Here is an 18266-nt window from a genome sequence, read left to right on the forward strand (position 1 = left end):
AAATATTACTCTTTTAGTTATCTAGGCTAAAGGAAGGATAAAGAATGGAACAAATATATCCTAATTAAAAAGAAAAAATGTCTTAGATATGATACAATGGCGCATGAAATAAAAACTCATGAAAAATATTTATTAGTTTGAGATTTTATGTCACAAAACGGTTATTTAAATTGTTATAAGGGTACAGTCGGCTGATAAACAAGCAAAGGAGGAAACGCATGAGCGATACAGATCTGGGACGGCGGTTCGCCACCGGCGGAGAGGATGAACTGGAAGAAATAATTAATCTCTACGGCGAAAAACTACTTCGCTATGCTACCGCAATTTTATGCGACTATCAGGAAGCGGAAGATGTGGTACAGGATGTTTTTCTTTCAGCCTATCAAAACCGCACGGCTTTTGACGGCGAGAATCTGTCCGCCTGGCTATATAAAATTACTTATAACCGAAGCCTAAACCAACTGAAAAAACGCAGAGTACTTTATTTTAGCGAAATCCGAAATGAGGCGACTTCGCCTGCTGAAGATATAGGTCTGAGTGATGAGACACTCCGCGCCCTGCGACGACTCAAGCCAAAAGAGCGGGCGCTGCTTTATGGACGGATTATGGAAGGGCAGAGTTATGAGGACCTCGCTCTCCTCTCTGGGCGCTCGCCCGTCGCCCTGCGCAAACAATACCAGCGGGCAAAAAAGAAGCTGGCGGCCTATCTGACCGCTGGGCACTATGGAAAGGAGCAGAAACATGAGTACATTTGACCGAGACGAGCAGAATATACATGAAGCGCTTTCCCAAATAACCGTTGACGCAGCCGGGCTTGCTGGGCAGGTTAAAAACCGGCTGAATAAAAAAACCTTCTACGCAACGCCACGACGGCAGGTGCGCTGGTCACTGGCCGCAGCCATAATTGTAACGATGTCTGCGTTGTTGGTCATCACTGCGGCGGCTGCAGCACTGGGGAGCTTTGATTGGCTTATTAAGAAAATCAATCCTTTCTTTGGTGAGATCGTCGAATTGGTTGAGGTCTATTGTGAAGATCAGGAAATACGCATGGAGGTCATCGGTGCCCAAAAGTATGCCAATATGGCGATTGTCTACCTGTCCCTCCAAGATATAAGCGGGCAGAAGCGATTGACGAAGCAGACAGACTTCCGCGATGGGTTCAGCGTAAAGATGAACCCGCAGACGCAGAAGACAGACGGGCAGTCAACCGAGGAAGCCTTCAGTTTCGGGTGGGGGCAAAAACTGCTTTATTTTGACGAGGTAACCAACACTGTTTACTACGAGTTTAATATTACGGCCGATTCGAATTCTCCGCTGTCTGATCCACTGGAATTAAGCAGCTTCCTTATATACTTCGATGAAAAAAAATATGAGTATGAGCCGATTTCTCTGTCGCTGTCCGACCTTGGGGAGGCGGAAACCACTCCCATACAGCAAAAGCATATTATCGGCGGTACGAATGTCCCGGATAACCTCAGCGAGCTGACAGCGATCCTTACTCCAGGCCATTATGCCCCTATGCCCCATGGAGAAGACGATCAGTGGATTTCGAATATCGGTATCTTGGACGGAAAGCTGCATGTTCAGATAGGTAACGCTTTTAATAAAGAGTTTGGAAGTAATGATGCATCTCTCTTTCTTATGACCTCAGACGGCAAATTGATTGAATACGACTATACATTGATGTTCCTCAGTGATGAGGATCATCACCTGCTCAATCTCGAAGAAAACGGTTATGTTGACGCGGTTTACAAATACAGTGAAGCTGTCTTTACTGTAAATACTGAAGAACTGAGTGGCTACACCCTTTGCTTTACCGGTTCAGTTCATTCCGGTGTTGAAGGCCGCTGGAAGGTAACGACAAATCTAAGCGACACCAGCCAACAGATGCGTATATGGACAAATGATGTTTCTGTTGAAGGTCATCTCTTTGAGCATTTGACCCTCAGTCCTTTAGGGCTTCAAGTCATCGGTACCTACGAAGGAGAAGAGTGCATGGCGAGCAAAATGTCTCTGGCAGTTGAGACTGTCGATGGCATTATTCCATTGAGAGGTGGTGGCGGAAGCTATACTCAAAAACAGTCCTTCAATTTGCATTGGAACACAGAAACCCCTCTTGATGTTACAACCGTTACTGCCGTCATTATAAATGGTACTCGTATTCCGGTCGAATAGCAAAGATGTCACCGGACTACTTATAGCGGAAAAGCTGAAACCTCTTATTTATCAAAACAAACAGAGGAAATAGGAAAAACCTATTTTCTTCAGAATCTTGCTTGATTTTTTGATTATTAGGATTGTCCACACAAAACAGCAGGACTGCTCTAACCAAATAGTCCTGCTGTTTTTACACCCATTCCGATGAGACGATCTTTTTAAGCCAAGGGGACGTTTTGTTTGCCACCTTTGTTTATCTAGGTAAGCCAAGGGGACGTTTTGTTTGCCACCTTTGTTTATCTAAATTTTGTAATACAGAGATATCATCTACTAATAAAGAGATTATTTCTTTTAATCTCTCATCGATATATCTCTTCTTAGGATCGTATTCTAAACACTTATCCGTTGTTTTTTCTTTCATATAAACTTCAAATTTTTGTATGACTTTAAACCTATTTAAATATATATGCCTTGATAATAAAATAGAGACTTAAAAACAGATAGAATAGCAGTAATACCATCCTATCTGTTTTATTTTATTTGAAAAACGTGTCTAATCTTCTTTATCACAGTATTTTCTAATTAACCGGCTAGCCTTTGACTGAGAGATACCGAGCTCTTTGGCAACGGCAATCGATGTTTTTTTACGGCTGTAGCTATCCTGTATAATATAATTCTGTACTTGATCTAACAATTGATCATACGAATAGTAGAATTTTTCGTCTGTTTTTGGAACGTGCATCCTTATTTCTTCTGGAACCTTGCTCTCATAGATAATTGAACCGGTGGTTAAAACATACATGCGTTCAATAACGTTTTTCAACTCGCGGACGTTTCCAGGCCAGTCATAGTTTACAAGGGCCAAGAGCGTTAAAGGATAAAACACTTTATTCGTACCATATTTTAAATTCTGTTTTTTCAAAAAATGCAGCGAAAGCGGGATAATATCCTCCTTGCGTTCCTTGAGCGGCGGAATATAGCTAATAAAGGATCCGATACGCCAGTAAAGGTCTTCTCTAAATGTTTTTTCAGCCATAGCGGTTTTCAAATCTTTGTTTGTTGCGGAAATGATCCTGACATCCACATGAATGGGTGTAGTCCCGCCTACAGGAAGAAAGGCTTTATTTTCGATGGCATGCAGTAATTTAACCTGAAGATTTAATGGCAAATCACCAATTTCATCTAAAAAAACAGTTCCCTTGTCTGCTGATTCAAGCAATCCCTTTTTTCCGCGGCTGCTTGCTCCAGTTTTTGCTTCAATAAAACAGCAAGTAATCGGAATACCGATACTTCCGTATTCTGCAGAATGATGGAAACAGTTAAAGAATAAGTAACGAGGATAGAGGGTAAAGGAGGAGAAAGAATGTACCAAAATCGTAATTTGTTTGAAAAGTATGTTACAAAAGATGAAATTGAGTTAATGCATGAATATACCTTGAAAGTTTTATCAGAAGTGGGTGTCATTATTGAAAGTGACATTGCTGTTGAAACTTTCAAGAAACACGGTGCGCGTGTGGAAGGTCAGAAAATTTTTATTGATGAAGATCTATTAAAAAAGGCTTTGTCAACAGCGCCGAAGGAATTTGATATTTACAGTCCTTCCGGTAAAATTACCTTAGGTGAAAGCGCTCCAACCATATGTGCGGGTCCGGTTGCGCCAACGACCATCCAGGATTTTGCAAAAAAGATCTACCGCCCAGCTAACCTGAAGGATGTTGAAGAATACTATATTTTACAGGAAACCAGCGCTGTGATCAATATGCCGACACATGCCTGCCAGAATACGGATGACCTGGACAAAAGCGGGGATGACTTCCATACACCGCAAGTTGCCATGGGACTCAAATACTGTCAGAAACCAATCTATCAAGGAAACACCATTACACCGATTAACTATAAAAAAGGTTCTTTAGTCGAAGCAAACCGTAAGTTAATCAAGCTCCACCAGGAATTTTACGATATCTGGGATAAACCAGTCACCATGTCAAATTGCTGTGTGCTTTCCCCGCTAGCCATTGGTGGTGAAGTTGTTGATACCATTATCGCAGCTGCTGAAGAAAATCAACCCGTTGTCATCATTGCCTGTTCCATGACCAATTTAACCTCTCCGCCGTCACTTGCAGGCGCTATTGTACAGGATAATGCCAATATTCTTGCCGGAATCGCCCTGGCACAGCTGATTAAACCTCGTGTCGGTACAGTTTATGGCTCGGTCACCTCTCCCACCGATATGCGGACTGTCCAGCTTGCGACGGGTTCGCCAGAGGCAGTTCTCATGCAGCTGGGGTTAACCGCCATGGGAAGGTACTACAATTTACCGGTGCGTTCAGGTGTTTCAGCAACTACTGCTATTGACCTTGATTTCCAATGCGGAGCTGAATCCATGATGACTTTGATTACAGGCATGCTTGGAAAAACTGATTTTATTTTAAACGCAGCCGGTAGTTACGGCGGATATAATTTAGGTTCCCTTGAAAAATTTGTTCTAGATGAGGAAAATATCGCTTATTTGAGACGCCTTAACGAAGGGCTGAACATTACGGAAAAGAAACTGAATTTTGACCTGATCAAGAAAACAGGCCCAAGAGGCAATTATTTAAGCGGACGTACGCCGCAGGATTACAGACAGGAGCATTATTTATCGAAGGTGTATGTCCGTGAAGGTGGATCACCCATTGATATTATTGAAAAGAACGGGGATCTTGTAGCGCGTGCCCGAAAGATCATCAATGAACGACTTGAAAGCTATCAGTTACCGGATGTCACAACCACTCAGAAAAAAATATTAAATAAATATTTGCCTGAAGGATACAAATACGAACTCTAATAAGCATGTGGATACATTATTTTCAGAAGCGTCTGCCGGCGGTATCCGGAAATATACGGAGGCAGGCTCTTCTGCTACCCATTGAGGAGGTATAATATGGAAAAGAGTAAAGGGAAAACCGGTATTATATTTTTGATTTTAAGCTTTTGCGCTGGTATGGCGTACTTTACACCGCTTTTAAAATTTACTTTTTATGATCAAATGATGTCGGCTTTAAGTCTTGATGATATTCAGATCAATATGTTGTCATCTGTATATGCTCTGGTGAACACACTTGTATATCCGGTGTCTGGTGTGCTTGGCGACAAGTTCTCTGCTAAAAAACTGATTGCCATTTCCATGTTTGGCCTGGCGGTGTTTACCGTTTTCTACGCTTTAACAACTGACTATGTAACACTGATCATCATCCACGCATTCTTTGGTATTTTTGCTGTCGGTACCTTCTGGGCAGCTTATATTAAATCAATCCGAAATCTTGGTCCTGAAAAGGATCAGGGCAAGCTGTTTGGTATGAGTGAAGGAACAAGAGGAATTGGCCAGGCAGTGGTTGGTTTTATCGCTGTCTGGATTATCGGTATGTGCACTGGCATTTCTCAGGGCTTCAAGGCTATGCTGCTTTTTACTGCAGTTGTTTATGCCCTACTGGGGATTTTAGTATTGTTTTTTGTCCCGGATACAAAAGCAGAAGTAAAAGAAAAAGCGGCTGGAAAGAAAGAAAATTCCTTTATTACGGCTTTTAAAATACCTGGAACCTGGATTGCAATACTCCTGCTGATGAGCGGATTTTCCCTCTGGCTGCTGGCGAACACCTATTTAACCACCTACTCTGTTCGTGTTCTGGGTATTTCACAGCAAACAGCAAGCACGCTTGGAATTATAAGAAGCTATATTATTGTATTGGCTGCCGGGTTTGTGGGTGGTTGGTTAATGGACAAATTTACCTATAGAGGAAAAGTCTTTTTCGTAGTCTTTGGTCTTTGTATTATGACCATTGCTGGGATCATGGGGACCAGCCAGCTGGTGACATTATCGATTGCACTGACCATTGTGCTGACGCTGATTACCAATATTATCAAGTCTACCTATTGGTCAATTTTAGGACAGGCCGGCATTCCGCCGGAAATGACCGCCATGTGTACGGGAGTTATTTCCTTCGTGGCCTTCATTCCGGAAGCGATCATCACCGTTATCTGTGGTTCTTGGCTAAAATCAGCTGAAGCGGCCGGCAACATTGGCTCTGGATTTACAAAGATCTTTACCTTCATGGTCATGTGGGCCGTTCTGGGGCTTATTGCCGGTATTTTATTAACAAGACGTACCAAAAAATTAAAAACAGCCGATATGCTTGAAGAAAAAAATGAATGTACAGAAATATCCTAATTGATTTCAATCAATTAGGGCATTCCCAATTATCGTAAAACGCTTTTTTAGAATAAGTGGCTGGGCGATCGTCCAGCCAGAAAAAATGTTAAAGTAAGGAGGGAGGAAATATGGAAACCAGGTTTGTTATTATTTCAGGTGCTTTAATTATTTTAGATTTAATTATCTGCGTTTTTATCGGGGTTCGGACAAAGGGTAGTGCCCGTAACACTGAGGATTATTTTATTGGCGGTAAAAAAATAGGATCAGTGCTGCTTCTTTTAACAGCTTGGGCTAGCTTCAGCGGCGCCGGCAATTTTATCGGCCAGGCCGGAAGAGGCGCAATCTATGGCCTGGAAGCGTACTGGCTCTGGTTTGGAGAGGGGTTGCTTGGCGGTATTGTAATGGGATTTATTTTAGCGCCTTATTTAGCTCGCTTTAAGTATGTTTCCATGCCCCACTATGTTTCTGATTATTTGTGCGGCGGCGACCATTATGTCAGAAGAATCGGAGGACTAGCAGCTCTGATGCCAAATGTTGTCTGGCCTGGAGCACAAATCATGGGTGTTGCCTATGTTTTAGCTGAGGTTTTTAGCATTGATTACCGGATTGCGGTTATTGCCTGCGGTATCGTATTTGTTTTTTATACGGTCAACGGAGGATTGAAAGCGGTTATTTACGCCGATGCGCTTCATGGGAGCATCCAGATGTTTTTTGCAGGTTTTGTGATTTTCTTTGGACTCAAGATGGTTAACTTTGACTTTAGATATCTTAGCGAGCAGATTTCTAAGATTGCTCCTGAAAAATGGGATTTGTTTGTTGATAAACCCTCTGTAATCATTACAAGCTTTTTGACAGGGCTGGTAGGAGCAACATCAAATCCGATTTTTTGGAACCGGGTCTTTGCGGCAAAGGATGTTAAAACCGCCCGAAAATCCTATGGTTTGACCTTCTTTTTTAACATTTTAATGGTGTTTTTAATTATTGCCATTGGTATTGCCACGCTGATTTACAATCCGACGGTTGGTGACCAGGCTCTGCTTTGGACGATCTTAAACAAAATGCCGCCCTTTGTTGGTGTATTCCTGGCTGTCGGTGTAGTAGCAGCCTGCATGTCCTGTGCGGATACACATCTTAACTGCGCAGCTGCGAATATTATTTCAGATATTCTTGACCCGGAGGAAAAGCTGCCGCCGGAAAAGGGTGTCAAATACGCTAAAATTGCAACCTTGATAGCAGGTATCATCGCAATTTTTTCAGGACTTTACGCACCCTATATTTACGCGTTGGGAACTTATGGCTATACCATCTGCGGAGGCGTTTTAATACCCATGTTTGTGGTTGGTTTAATCATGCGTGACCGGCAATCCGATGTATCCAAATCAGAAATGGATATCCGGTCAGCCAGAATCGGCATTACCATTGGCGTCATTCTGACGCTGGCCTTTGAACTCATTCCCTTATGGAAAGCGGTATTCGGCGGCGGTGTCATTCCAGCAATTATCGGTACAGTGTTAGGGATTATTATTCCTAACTTTTTCTACAAAGCTGCCTTAAATAAAAATGATCTATCTTCCTAAAAATCACAAAGAGACAAAGTATCTGCTAAATTATAAGCATTGATAAACAACTGCTCTTTCAGATACAAGGCAAAATAAATATTTTAAAAGGAATATTATGTAAGTCAAGAAAGCTATAATATTCTTTAAATCCCAGGTTACTTTAATTGAATGGATATCTTATCTAAATATTAGGTCTTTAATCTTTGCTGAATCATTGGTTTTACCTAGCACGCTATTCATAAAATGAGAAAGATTATAAACTAAAACCTTTGTTTTGATTCTTGTGGTCAATCCCCATAGGCTGCACCATGCCCCCTAAAGACTTTGTGAAAATGGGTTCTGCCAAACTTGCAGACAGGCATTGGAATACTATTGATAATTCTGCAAGAATTATTAGTAAAATCAAGCATAGTAGCAATTTTTTTACGGATTTCATTAATTATTGCATGTAATCCCCTACGAGTTCTGTTGAAACGCAAACTATTTCCGCACCTGCAGCTGCTTTCATCGTAGCAAGTTCAGAATAGCTGTTTATTCCAAGTTCATTAGAATTTTTATCACCTATTCGAATTGCATATTTTATACAAGTTGACGGTTTTTTCATTTGCTTTCAAAAAATCGCCGTTACTTATGGTAAGGTTCCCCGTATCAATGTATCTATGGTCCTGTACTTAATGTGCCATATTTAAAATTTTCTGAGTATGTACTATATTACTTGAGCCAAAACTTTGGATAATCTATCCATACCGGTAGCTTTGTGTTAGAGTCTCCCTTCACAGTATTAACTTGAGATTGTGTAACAAATAGGCTTTCTCTAAGATTTGCCCCTCTGATATCTGCATCACGCAAATCAGCTCCAATAAGATTTGTACCGTTCAAGTTACTTCCTCTTAGATCTGCTGCAATAAGAAACGCTCCTCTTAAATCCTCTGCCACCACAGGCTGGACAGTCATCATCTGCATCTCCCCTTGTAGGAAATTATCGTTTGTTCAGCAGTCTCTAATTATAAAACTATCTTTGTATCATTCAAGGTTATGCTTTTTACTTGATCCACATCAATCAACTTTTTCATCTGCATATTGAGCACACATTTTGTCCCCCTCGTAGAAATGCCCCACATAGATGCATCCTTTTGTGTCAGCACAGTACCATCCTTTAATTCAATTGCTGTAATTTGGATCAGTTCCTCTATTCCAGGCTCTAGGGGCTTTAAGTCATGCTTCTCAATATAACTTCCGCTTATTTGTACATTTAATGCAATCGGCGAAATAGATACTGAATCGATATTAACTGTTTCTCCATCTACCATCAAAATTTTCTCTATGGAATACTTTGTTGAAATATCTTCATAATCCAGCTTCCATTTCAGATTCCATTCACCTTCAATATCCGTAACCCAATCTCCGTTTATATAATGTCTTAAATCTTTAAACTTAAGGCTGATCATTTTTCCATTATTTATTTTTTCATTGGCATCCATATATACCAAGATAGTTGCCTTATTGTCATTGTCATTTTCATTATCGTCATCTAGCATGTCAAAACTGTATCCGAGACTTGTAGCCCCTTCAACCTGAAGATATAACGCATCAAATCCTGTATTCGGATAGATAACCTTATCTTCAGGAGCCGTAATATCAAGTAAAATGTACAAATTATTTGCATCACCAATTGTTTGAACTGCTTCGATGGTCACTCCATTATTTTCAGCACTTATACCAACATTCATTCCGCCACCTGACAGGTCTGCACTATTGTACTCTTCTATCCCAAAGTAGTTGGAAATTCGGGCATCCCACTGAAATATCTCCGCTGCAAAAGCTGTCGTTACAAAAGCAACTATTGCTATTAATGCGACAGTTAGAATTTTTCTTTTTTTCTTTCTTGGCTGAAGAGATATTGTATTTTTGTCTTCGCTCTCCACTCCGATCTTTCCAATTGCCATTTTTAATATCCTCTCCTTTTCCTCTTTTATAAGATCATCCTGTAAAAGGTCTGAACCATCCAGGATGTTCATAGTCTCCGTTTCAAGGATCTCACTGAACATTTTATCTATATGGTATTCTCCTTTTTTTTGATTCGTTTCATTGTTATTATTCACACTGGACACCCCTTCCTAGAAGCTCCCTCTTTAGCTTACTCTTTCCTCTGTACAAATGGTTTTCTACAACCTTTGGTGTCAGACCAAGCCGCTTTGCAATAGCATTTACCTTTTCATAATAAAAATATCTCAGAATGAAAACCGATCGTATAGGCTCTTCCATGCTATTTACAGAATCATGGACAATATTCTCATTAAGCTTTTTTACATAATCGCATTCCAAATCAACCGCGGCTTCAACAATTACTTCTTCCACCGGTAGTACAAAGGTCTCCTTCTTCATCACTCTTCGTTTATCAAGTGCAGTATGCCTCGCTATCCCGTAAAGATAACTTTTCAGTGAGTAATTCCCGTTGCTCTTAAACTTGTCAATAGATTTCCATAATCCTACGAAGCTGTCTGCCACCGCTTCCTCAATATCCTCCCGACTGCAATCGAATAAAATGTTTTTACAAATTGTTTTTACAGCACCGCCATATTTATCTATTGCCATACTGATTCCTTCACCCGGGGATTTTTTCAGCATAAGCAGGATACGTTCCTCATTAATATCTTGCATTCTAACTTCCTCACAATTCTTTTAATCTATATTGTTGTTTTATATTTGAAAAACGTCTTTCATAATACTATTCGTAAGATTGTAGGTTTTTCACTCAAATTAATTTTTATTTCACAAGTTATATTTTTGTCTGCATGTTTTCTGTTTCAACTAAAAATATACCAATTTTTTAAACTGTTATGAGCAATTAGGTGACCTAGTATACATCAGAAGATAGTATTCTTTTTTTGTACAAATGACTTTACGATTATTTATTCCAAGCATTCTGCATTCTAAGTATTTTTCCAAGCTTATGAATCAGTTCATAAAGAGACCAATGACTTTTTATTTAATCACTATTAACAACTAACTGTACCATCTTTTATCTTTATAATTTAATCAGAAACATATACGATTCCTACCACCACTTCTCTATGCTCAACATATGTATTGAAAACAAGGTTCCTTTACTTGCCTACGATTAGCTAGCCGTATGTTTTGAAAATGCTTGATTTTGTAGAAAACTGCTGTCATTTTGGTACGATTCGCTGTAAGGGGTATAACGGCGGTTCTCAATATCTAACTTGGAGGGGTTAACAATTAATGCTACAATATCTACAACTGGGACACTATACCTGTCCTCTTGTCCCCATATTTTAATTTTTCCTCAATACAATTTCATAAACAGGTAATAGATTTTCATTCTATGAAAAAACCTGCAACAATTCTGTCCTTGAAAAAGGCGCAAAAGCTCCGATTCTCTTTTCCAGCTTCTCAAGATTTACTTTAATATAATTACCATCAACGAATGGAGGTGCATAAATCGAAAACAAAAATTCCATGGTTGCTGATGTGATACGGCTATTATAATCGGGGCCCCGCAAAATGCTGGATATTGTGCTGCTACTGTCGCACAGCATCATATCTCCATTTACTGTAGTCACTTCCTTACCGCAAATTGATTGGTAGACCTCCGTACCGGTTGCGATTTTTAATTGTAATGGCAACCGAAGCTTACTTAAATCATGGCCTGCGGTAAGCAGCATACTCTCAAGTTCCGAAAAAAACATTGCCCGTAACACCCCAGATTTCGTATTCAGTGATTTTTTCCCTTTTAATACCGATTCCAGTTGTGCCAAAAGATGATAGCTTTGTCCAAATTTCTTGTAATAAGCGACATAAGTATTAATAGGATTTCGCTCTTTTAGTTCTTGTCTGTTGAAGTGGCCATATCTATGTTGCAGTTCATCCAGGAATTCCGCTGTGTCCCATTCCTCGTATGAACCAGGGCAAGAAACTTCTTTCATGACCAGAATTCCCATTTTTGTTCCGGGATAGGCAGTACTAATACTTTTATCAATTGTAAACATAATAACCTCCTGAATTCTTATACTTTATTTGTTGTGGATAGGTGAAACGGCAATTGCTTTTTCTTCCTTGGCGCCTTGCTTTCTTCCAAACAACAGCATGCTGAGGATAATCAAAAATCCCCCGCCCCATTGGGTATAGCTTATCGATTCTTTCAAAAGAAACAACGACAGGAGCATGGAAGTCAAAGGAATCATCCCAGAAAACGCGGCAATCGTATACGCATCGCAGCGTTTGACACCTGCATAGAAAAACACAAAGGCCAAAGCTGTTACAATCAAGCCGTACCACACCAAGGCTAACCATTCCTTCAGCCCGATCATTTGTAACGCCGCAAAAGACTGTTCCCCAAAAGCCGGTATGATGGATAAAGTAAAAGCGATTGCGGATACCAGCAAGGTTTGTACCATCGGATGAATTTGTATATCTGTATCATACTGTTTCTTGGCTCTGTGCCTTCTTGAAATGATGTTAAAGGCAGACTCACTTGCCGCAGCACAGAGAATGAACACATTTCCTCCAATATGCTTTATAGAGAACTGAAGAAAACACAGGTTAACTTCCTGTAACAGAACAATACCGAAAACGGTACAGACAATGCCAAGCGCCGCCCAACCTGTAAGTTTTTCTCTAAGAACAAAGAAAGCCAGAATGGATGTAATCGCAGGTGTGGTTCCGGTTAGGATTCCTGCCTCCACGGTACTTGTTAAGCCCACTCCTAACAGCAGGAATGTGCGGAATAAAAAGATTCCAAATACGGCTTGCAATATGAGCATTTTCCAATCACTTTTTTTGAGCAAATGAATTGTGTTTACTGTTTTAGCTCCGTAAAATGGAGATAAACACAACAGCACGATTCCTAAACTAACGGCGGTTATTGTAAAGTTGTTTAACTTTTCAGAAAGAATATATCCTGTAATTACCGAAGTTCCCGCCAATGAAAAAGCAAGTAGCAAGTATATTTTTCCCTCAATATTTTTCATTTTTGACCTCCTTCCACGGTATTGTAATAAAGCTAATATTTGTTATAATTATATCGTGGAAACTGGATTGTTTTAAGTGCCACTTTGTCTATATTTTTAGAGGGCCAGTTAAAGGAGGAACTATGTGGGGAATTGAATTACAGAAAAGGAATAAAATCAGTCTGGCACGTCAAATTTTTTTATCACTTAAACAGAGTATCCTCATGGGACAGATTTCCCAAGGGGAAGTGCTTCCCTCCACACGAGAATTGGCAAAGGGCTTAGGTGTTTCCCGTAATACCGTTTGTGATGCGTATGATATGCTTTTGACGGAGGGTTTTATTGTCAGTCGACAAGGTGCGCCATCGCACGTTGCGGAAGGGCTACATATTACACAAAAAGAGGTTGTGTCTCCAAAGGAACATAAAAGAGAACGTCCTCCTATTCGATGGGATTTTAAAACGGGTCAGCCGGACTTATCTCTTTTCCCATGGCCGCTATGGAGTCAAATGATTCGTCGTGCAACCAACACTCTGTCTGCCCAACAATTGGAGTACAGTGGCCCTAAAGGCTACGAACCCTTATGTGAAGAAATTGCCCATTGGTTGATGCGCAGCAGGAGTATGGACGTAAACCCGGAAGATATATTCATTACGTCAGGTGCGACACAGGCCTTTCATTTACTCGTGGATATTCTTCACAAAGAGGGTCATGCTTTCGCCTTGGAAAGCCCGTCTCACCCAGGAATCCGCACAGTCATTCAGGACAGAGGGCATCTATTGCAATGGATGCCAGTGGATCAGCAGGGTGCGGACATTTCATGTATTAGGGACAAAGACATTTCCACAGTTTATGTTACCCCTTCCCATCAATTTCCACTGGGTGGTATTTTCCCTGCCACACGTCGTGCGGCACTGATACGCCTTGCATCTGAAAAAGATTTTTATATCATTGAAGACGATTATGACAGCGAATTCCGCTATTCCGGCGCTCCTGTCAGCCCTATCTATTCCATGGATTCTTCGCGGGTGGTTTATGTGGGAACTTTCAGCAAAACACTTTTCCCTTCTCTTCGGATAGGGTTCACGGTACTGCCCAAGCCTTTGCAAGCCAAATGGAAACATTACAGAAATTTTATGGATGTACAAAACCCTGTTTTAGAACAAGTTGCTCTGACTGAATTCCTGCGTAAACGGAAAATGGATAAACATATTCAGCATATGCGGCGAGTATATGCTGAAAAAAGAAATGTTCTATTGAATGCCATAGAGCATTCTTTTTCCAATGCTGTACAGTTTTGGGGGGATGCCTCGGGCTTACATGTGGCACTTCAATTTCCAGGGATGGAATTCGGAAAGCAATTTATGTTGAACTGCCGAAATGCAGGCATAAGAATACAACCTGTATCGCAGTATTGCTCTGTACAGGATAATCATAAAGATAAACTCCTGACGGGCTATGGGCATTTAAGTGATACACAGATTCGGGAGGGAGTTCAGGCCCTATTTGAATTGATTGCAAAAAATAGCAGTGGAAGTTTAGAGTTCAAATGATTTCATTGCCCAAATAGAACAGATAAAGAGACAGTTTGTCCATCTTTTATTGTCGGTATTCCAAGGGGTCGTGTTTTTCCATTTCCCTTTGGTATATTGACTCTTTTTACCAGATTTTCTTAGCACACTAACGTTCCTGAAGTTTACGAAGTTCATGAACCTTAGATAGCTCTTATCTTAGATTCATGAATTTGGGTGTCGCGACAGCGGAACCGTAAACCTTCATATTAGATGAAGTTCTTCCACTCCCGCTTTAAATTTTCCCTATATAATTAAATCCATTAGACTTATTTCCATTCATAGTGGTATATACTACTTTTTCATACTCTAATGTATGAAAACCTTTTGTCAATTCTTCAATTCTTTTTTCATCATAGTGTCTTAATATTGCTCCTTCATCTAATTCAAATACTCCATAACAATTATATTTATCTTTAAATTTATTATATCTATTTATATTTCTTTCATCATCATTAATCAAAAAGTCATTAATATAAATAACACCACTTGGTTTTAATACTCTTTTTATCTCCTGTATTATCATTTCTTGCTCTTCATTATTAATTACACAAGTTAGTACTGCTAATAATAAAACAGCATCAAATGAATTATCTTCAAATTCTAACTTGTTTTGCTTTATAACTTTATACTGCATTGAGGGGTTTTCTTCTTTAGCTCTTTCTATCATTTTTTCTGACAAATCAACACCGAACAAGTCTAGATATCCGTTTTTCCTTAAAAGGTTTAATGTTCTTCCATATCCGCATCCATAATCTAAAATTTTATTATTCTTCTCAACATGATTTTCAAATAACTCTAACTTAAATGGTGTTGTAAATTCTTTTTCATATGCTACTTTATTCCAATATTTATCTTGCTGTATCACTTTTGATCATCTCCTTGTTTAATCTTTTATTTTAGACAATTTCATCTAACCTTCCCGTGTTTACAGCGTTCCTAAACCGAACCCACAAAGCTATTCTTCGCAGGCGGTGCTTGCTGCCCGATGAAGGAGTGTGGCAAGTCCTTGTGGGAAACTCCGAGAAGCCTAGACACCACGAACGGTGTCGCCCTTAGCAAAACCTTTACAATCTCCTATCTCTAAAACTCTGTGCGGCTAAAGCCGACAGATTCTTAAGTGCTAAAAAGCTACCAATTATTGTATTGATGTATTTGTCAATCCAAAATTCCTCTATATACTAATTGAAATTTCCCCTAGGGGAGTAAAAAAATTATTGTTCCTCAAGCCATCGTTTGGTTTCTTTTAATCTGTAAGAATTACCATTCATATTTACTATATAAGATTTATGGGTTAATCTATCTATCATAGCTGCTGTCATAACTGGATCTTTAAATATTTCATCCCACCTTTCAAAGGAAAGATTGGTTGTGATAATGGTTGATTTTCTACCCGCTCTCAAAGATAAGTATGTGAAAAGTAGCTCGGAAGCCTCCTTATCAAAGGAGATATATCCTAATTCATCGGCTATGATTAAATCATACTTTTCAAACCTTTTTTCAAAGGCACGAAGGTTTTTTTCTGACCTACTTTCCTTTAATTCATTCACCAATAGGGGAATGGTAGTGAATAGGACTTTATAGCCTACATTACAGGCTTTTATGCCCAAACCAATAGCCATATGGGTCTTCCCCGTGCCTGGGTTACCTGCAAGGATAATATTTTGACCCGTTTCAATAAATTCAAGGGTTGAAAACACCTTCACTTTATTTCTTGCATCTTCTGGCAAATCTTCTATGATTAAATCTTCAAGGTATTTTTTATATGGAAATCTTGCACTTCTAATCCTGCTCTTCCTCCCATTGTCTTTTCTAAGGTCATATTCTTTTTCTAAAAGATCGTAAAGGAAAGTGTCATAGGTTTTAGAGTCTTTATTGGCTTCGGTAAGTTCTTCTTTAAAATGCCTTAGAATATATGGCAGCTTAAGTTCTTTAGAAAACAATGCTATTTTTTCATAGATGTCTTTATGGTTCATATGATTTTCGCCTCCTTCTTAAAGGCTACACAGGAACCTTTAAGAAGATTACCATAATGGCTTAATATTAATTTAGATTGTTCTTCTATTTGAGTAGTCCTTTCGCGATTAATGACTTTTCCTTCGTCTTCATTTCTGTTACAAAGCATTTTTATCTTCTCTGTATTAACTCCTATGGGACTGAGCTTTTCCAAATCTTTAATGATATTCTCAACTTTTTCTAATCCTTTTTGACCAATTAATTCAAGAAGGTCTATGAAATCCTTAGGATTTTCGGTATAATATTTATTGTATATGGTTTGAAGCGTGGGGTTCATTTGTCGCATGGCTGTGCTGGAATGAAGTGACCCAGGCTTCTTTTTTATGGTTTTTATGTAATGCTCTATCTTAATATTCCAAGTGTGAACACCATAGTTTCTGTTATGCTGAGCTATGAGCTTATTTTGATGGTAGACAAAGATTGTTTCTGGATATATTTTTACAAAGACGAACTTACCTACTAGATCATCGGGAACAGAGTATTTGTTTTCATCAATGCTTATGACAGAATATTTATTGACTCTAAGCTCTGCCGTTCTAGCGGTATCATAACTAGGCATTAATTCAAGAAGATATGGTTTCTCTTCCTCAAGGACATCTCTAGGACTTTTACCATCGTTGTACTCTGTTATGCGGTTATTCAGTTTAACTAATACTTCTTGAAGATATTCATTGGCTTCATCAAGGTTTTTAAAGGTATCTCTTTTGCCAAAAACCTTTCTCCTTATGTACTCGATACTTCTTTCCACATGACCTTTTTCATTGCCGCTACAGGTATTGCAAAATCTATATCTAAACCCGTAATACAAGGATAACTTCAAAAGATCTTCTGTAGGTTCCTTTTCTGTTTTACTGACAAACCTTTTTACAGCTACCTTCATATTGTCATAAACTACTGTTTGATAAACCCCTTCAATTTGGTTAAAAAACTTCACATGGACATCTAGAAAGTGCTCCATCCTTTGGTTATGATACAACCTAGCATAACGATAGTTGCCTTTAGCACTGGTGAAGGCTGCCATTTGCAGAGTCTTAGGCTTGCCATCTATGATAAGATTCACATAACCCCAATCAAATTCACATATTTCCCCTAGATGATACTCTTGTCTTATGTAGGCTTCTTTGGTTTGCTTACAATTCTCCCTGATGTAGGTACATACTGTTGGATAGCTTATATCATAACCTTCTTCAATTAGAGCTTCATAAATATCAATCTTTTTCTTCTGTTGTTTACTCCTTCCTGTAGCTTTCTTTATCTCATTTTCCTTGAGGAAAAAGTGAATCCTCTCTATTATCTCATCTGTTAGCTTTCTTCTAATCCTATTGCTGCTATCATACTTTGGTGCTGAGATAATATCTGTTATTAGTTCCTTATCTTCCTCCTGAGAGTTGAGTAAATCTCTTTTTTTCTTTTCATACTCCCTAATATATTTTCTTATGGTTTTTCTATCAATTCCAGTTCTCCTATGAATCTCCCACTGGGACTTTCCCTCCCTGAAATGTGATAGAATTATTTCTTGTTTTTCCACTAAACTGATCATCCCCTTAGCCCCCCTATGAAGTATCATAGGGTTATTTTATATTTCCTCTAGGGGAATTTTCAACTATTCTATTAGGGTATTTTTAGATTATCATAAACAATTGAGCGGTTTTTACCCTATAGGTATCAACTTCTTGGTATAGTCCACCTCTAGCTTGTATTTTAGATGCTAGGAGCTTTATTCCCTAAGGATTTAGCTTACCTTATACCTTAATAGATAATTCATTCCACTGTAAGCGCCAAGGAATTAACGTATAGAAATCCA

At 39.2% G+C, this 18266-nt stretch carries 16 protein-coding genes and 1 pseudogene; 6 read left to right on the forward strand and 11 right to left on the reverse strand.

Annotation, left to right across the window (positions count from 1 at the left end; genetic code table 11):
• Positions 1 to 218 precede the first annotated feature (218 nt).
• Together BJL90_RS04950 and BJL90_RS04955 are read left to right on the forward strand one after the other, a co-directional pair.
• Entirely contained in the window at positions 219 to 755 is a 537-nt protein-coding gene (locus BJL90_RS04950; RefSeq protein WP_070964832.1) for an RNA polymerase sigma factor, read from the forward strand.
• Positions 742 to 2175 carry a hypothetical protein gene (locus BJL90_RS04955; protein ID WP_070964835.1) on the forward strand — a complete coding sequence of 478 codons (1434 nt, stop codon included), beginning with the start codon at positions 742 to 744 and terminating at the stop codon, positions 2173 to 2175. Before BJL90_RS04950 ends, BJL90_RS04955 begins: the two co-directional genes overlap by 14 nt.
• Before the next feature lie 235 nt (positions 2176 to 2410).
• On the opposite strand, the gene BJL90_RS21790 is transcribed toward BJL90_RS04955, so the two are convergent.
• Positions 2411 to 2578, reverse strand: coding sequence for a hypothetical protein (locus tag BJL90_RS21790; protein WP_156778707.1), 168 nt, complete (start codon positions 2576 to 2578; stop codon positions 2411 to 2413).
• A gap of 132 nt (positions 2579 to 2710) precedes the next feature.
• Entirely contained in the window at positions 2711 to 3529 is an 819-nt protein-coding gene (locus BJL90_RS04960; RefSeq protein WP_236905023.1) for a sigma 54-interacting transcriptional regulator, read from the reverse strand.
• Here BJL90_RS04960 and BJL90_RS04965 point away from each other — a divergent pair.
• From BJL90_RS04965 to BJL90_RS04975, 3 genes are all read left to right on the forward strand, one after another.
• Positions 3521 to 4984, forward strand: coding sequence for a trimethylamine methyltransferase family protein (locus tag BJL90_RS04965; protein WP_070964839.1), 1464 nt, complete (start codon positions 3521 to 3523; stop codon positions 4982 to 4984). The two genes, BJL90_RS04960 and BJL90_RS04965, sit on opposite strands and share 9 nt — an antisense overlap.
• Positions 4985 to 5080: 96 nt before the next feature.
• Positions 5081 to 6364, forward strand: a complete 1284-nt coding sequence (locus tag BJL90_RS04970) for an MFS transporter (protein WP_070964841.1) — start codon at positions 5081 to 5083, stop codon at positions 6362 to 6364.
• A gap of 110 nt (positions 6365 to 6474) precedes the next feature.
• Complete coding sequence (locus BJL90_RS04975) at positions 6475 to 7923, forward strand: sodium:solute symporter family protein (RefSeq protein ID WP_070964844.1); 1449 nt, start codon at positions 6475 to 6477, stop codon at positions 7921 to 7923.
• A gap of 275 nt (positions 7924 to 8198) precedes the next feature.
• Here the strand turns inward: BJL90_RS04975 and BJL90_RS23260 are convergent.
• From BJL90_RS23260 to BJL90_RS05005, 6 genes and pseudogenes are all read right to left on the reverse strand, one after another.
• Positions 8199 to 8381: pseudogene (locus BJL90_RS23260) on the reverse strand (IS982 family transposase); the annotation flags it as partial.
• Positions 8382 to 8616: 235 nt separating this feature from the next.
• On the reverse strand, positions 8617 to 8862 hold the full coding sequence (locus tag BJL90_RS04985) for a pentapeptide repeat-containing protein (RefSeq protein WP_070964849.1): 246 nt from the start codon (positions 8860 to 8862) through the stop codon (positions 8617 to 8619).
• A gap of 47 nt (positions 8863 to 8909) precedes the next feature.
• On the reverse strand, positions 8910 to 10007 hold the full coding sequence (locus BJL90_RS04990) for a DUF4179 domain-containing protein (protein ID WP_070964850.1): 1098 nt from the start codon (positions 10005 to 10007) through the stop codon (positions 8910 to 8912).
• A complete protein-coding gene (locus tag BJL90_RS04995; RefSeq protein ID WP_070964854.1) occupies positions 10000 to 10566 on the reverse strand; it encodes a sigma-70 family RNA polymerase sigma factor in 567 nt (188 codons plus the stop codon). Before BJL90_RS04995 ends, BJL90_RS04990 begins: the two co-directional genes overlap by 8 nt.
• Before the next feature lie 683 nt (positions 10567 to 11249).
• Positions 11250 to 11915: a hypothetical protein gene (locus BJL90_RS05000; protein WP_081562220.1), complete on the reverse strand. Its 666-nt coding sequence runs from the start codon at positions 11913 to 11915 to the stop codon at positions 11250 to 11252.
• 24 nt (positions 11916 to 11939) lie between these two features.
• Positions 11940 to 12896, reverse strand: a complete 957-nt coding sequence (locus BJL90_RS05005; RefSeq protein WP_070964860.1) for a DMT family transporter — start codon at positions 12894 to 12896, stop codon at positions 11940 to 11942.
• 122 nt (positions 12897 to 13018) lie between these two features.
• Between BJL90_RS05005 and pdxR the strand changes: the two genes are divergently transcribed.
• On the forward strand, positions 13019 to 14428 hold the full coding sequence (pdxR, locus tag BJL90_RS05010; protein WP_070964862.1) for a MocR-like pyridoxine biosynthesis transcription factor PdxR: 1410 nt from the start codon (positions 13019 to 13021) through the stop codon (positions 14426 to 14428).
• A gap of 253 nt (positions 14429 to 14681) precedes the next feature.
• Here pdxR and BJL90_RS05015 read toward each other — a convergent pair whose 3' ends face one another.
• From BJL90_RS05015 to istA, 3 genes are all read right to left on the reverse strand, one after another.
• On the reverse strand, positions 14682 to 15314 hold the full coding sequence (locus BJL90_RS05015; RefSeq protein WP_335617819.1) for a class I SAM-dependent methyltransferase: 633 nt from the start codon (positions 15312 to 15314) through the stop codon (positions 14682 to 14684).
• 346 nt (positions 15315 to 15660) lie between these two features.
• Positions 15661 to 16422 carry an IS21-like element helper ATPase IstB gene (istB, locus tag BJL90_RS05020; RefSeq protein WP_070963417.1) on the reverse strand — a complete coding sequence of 254 codons (762 nt, stop codon included), beginning with the start codon at positions 16420 to 16422 and terminating at the stop codon, positions 15661 to 15663.
• Positions 16419 to 18002, reverse strand: a complete 1584-nt coding sequence (gene istA / locus BJL90_RS05025) for an IS21 family transposase (protein WP_070963420.1) — start codon at positions 18000 to 18002, stop codon at positions 16419 to 16421. Before istA ends, istB begins: the two co-directional genes overlap by 4 nt.
• Between the last annotated feature and the right edge of the window lie 264 nt (positions 18003 to 18266).

The sequence above is a fragment of the Clostridium formicaceticum genome, assembly GCF_001854185.1.
Classification (GTDB): domain Bacteria; phylum Bacillota; class Clostridia; order Peptostreptococcales; family Natronincolaceae; genus Andreesenella; species Andreesenella formicacetica.

Excerpts from the sequence above, each read along its gene's own strand:
- BJL90_RS04950 (WP_070964832.1), top strand. The coding sequence starts at position 219 with ATGAGCGATACAGATCTGGGACGGCGGTTCGCCACCGGCGGAGAGGAT.
- BJL90_RS04955 (WP_070964835.1), top strand. The coding sequence starts at position 742 with ATGAGTACATTTGACCGAGACGAGCAGAATATACATGAAGCGCTTTCC.
- BJL90_RS21790 (WP_156778707.1), bottom strand. The coding sequence starts at position 2,578 with ATGAAAGAAAAAACAACGGATAAGTGTTTAGAATACGATCCTAAGAAG.
- BJL90_RS04965 (WP_070964839.1), top strand. The coding sequence starts at position 3,521 with ATGTACCAAAATCGTAATTTGTTTGAAAAGTATGTTACAAAAGATGAA.
- BJL90_RS04970 (WP_070964841.1), top strand. The coding sequence starts at position 5,081 with ATGGAAAAGAGTAAAGGGAAAACCGGTATTATATTTTTGATTTTAAGC.
- BJL90_RS04975 (WP_070964844.1), top strand. The coding sequence starts at position 6,475 with ATGGAAACCAGGTTTGTTATTATTTCAGGTGCTTTAATTATTTTAGAT.
- BJL90_RS04985 (WP_070964849.1), bottom strand. The coding sequence starts at position 8,862 with ATGATGACTGTCCAGCCTGTGGTGGCAGAGGATTTAAGAGGAGCGTTT.
- BJL90_RS04995 (WP_070964854.1), bottom strand. The coding sequence starts at position 10,566 with ATGCAAGATATTAATGAGGAACGTATCCTGCTTATGCTGAAAAAATCC.
- BJL90_RS05000 (WP_081562220.1), bottom strand. The coding sequence starts at position 11,915 with ATGTTTACAATTGATAAAAGTATTAGTACTGCCTATCCCGGAACAAAA.
- BJL90_RS05005 (WP_070964860.1), bottom strand. The coding sequence starts at position 12,896 with ATGAAAAATATTGAGGGAAAAATATACTTGCTACTTGCTTTTTCATTG.
- pdxR (WP_070964862.1), top strand. The coding sequence starts at position 13,019 with ATGTGGGGAATTGAATTACAGAAAAGGAATAAAATCAGTCTGGCACGT.
- istB (WP_070963417.1), bottom strand. The coding sequence starts at position 16,422 with ATGAACCATAAAGACATCTATGAAAAAATAGCATTGTTTTCTAAAGAA.
- istA (WP_070963420.1), bottom strand. The coding sequence starts at position 18,002 with ATGATCAGTTTAGTGGAAAAACAAGAAATAATTCTATCACATTTCAGG.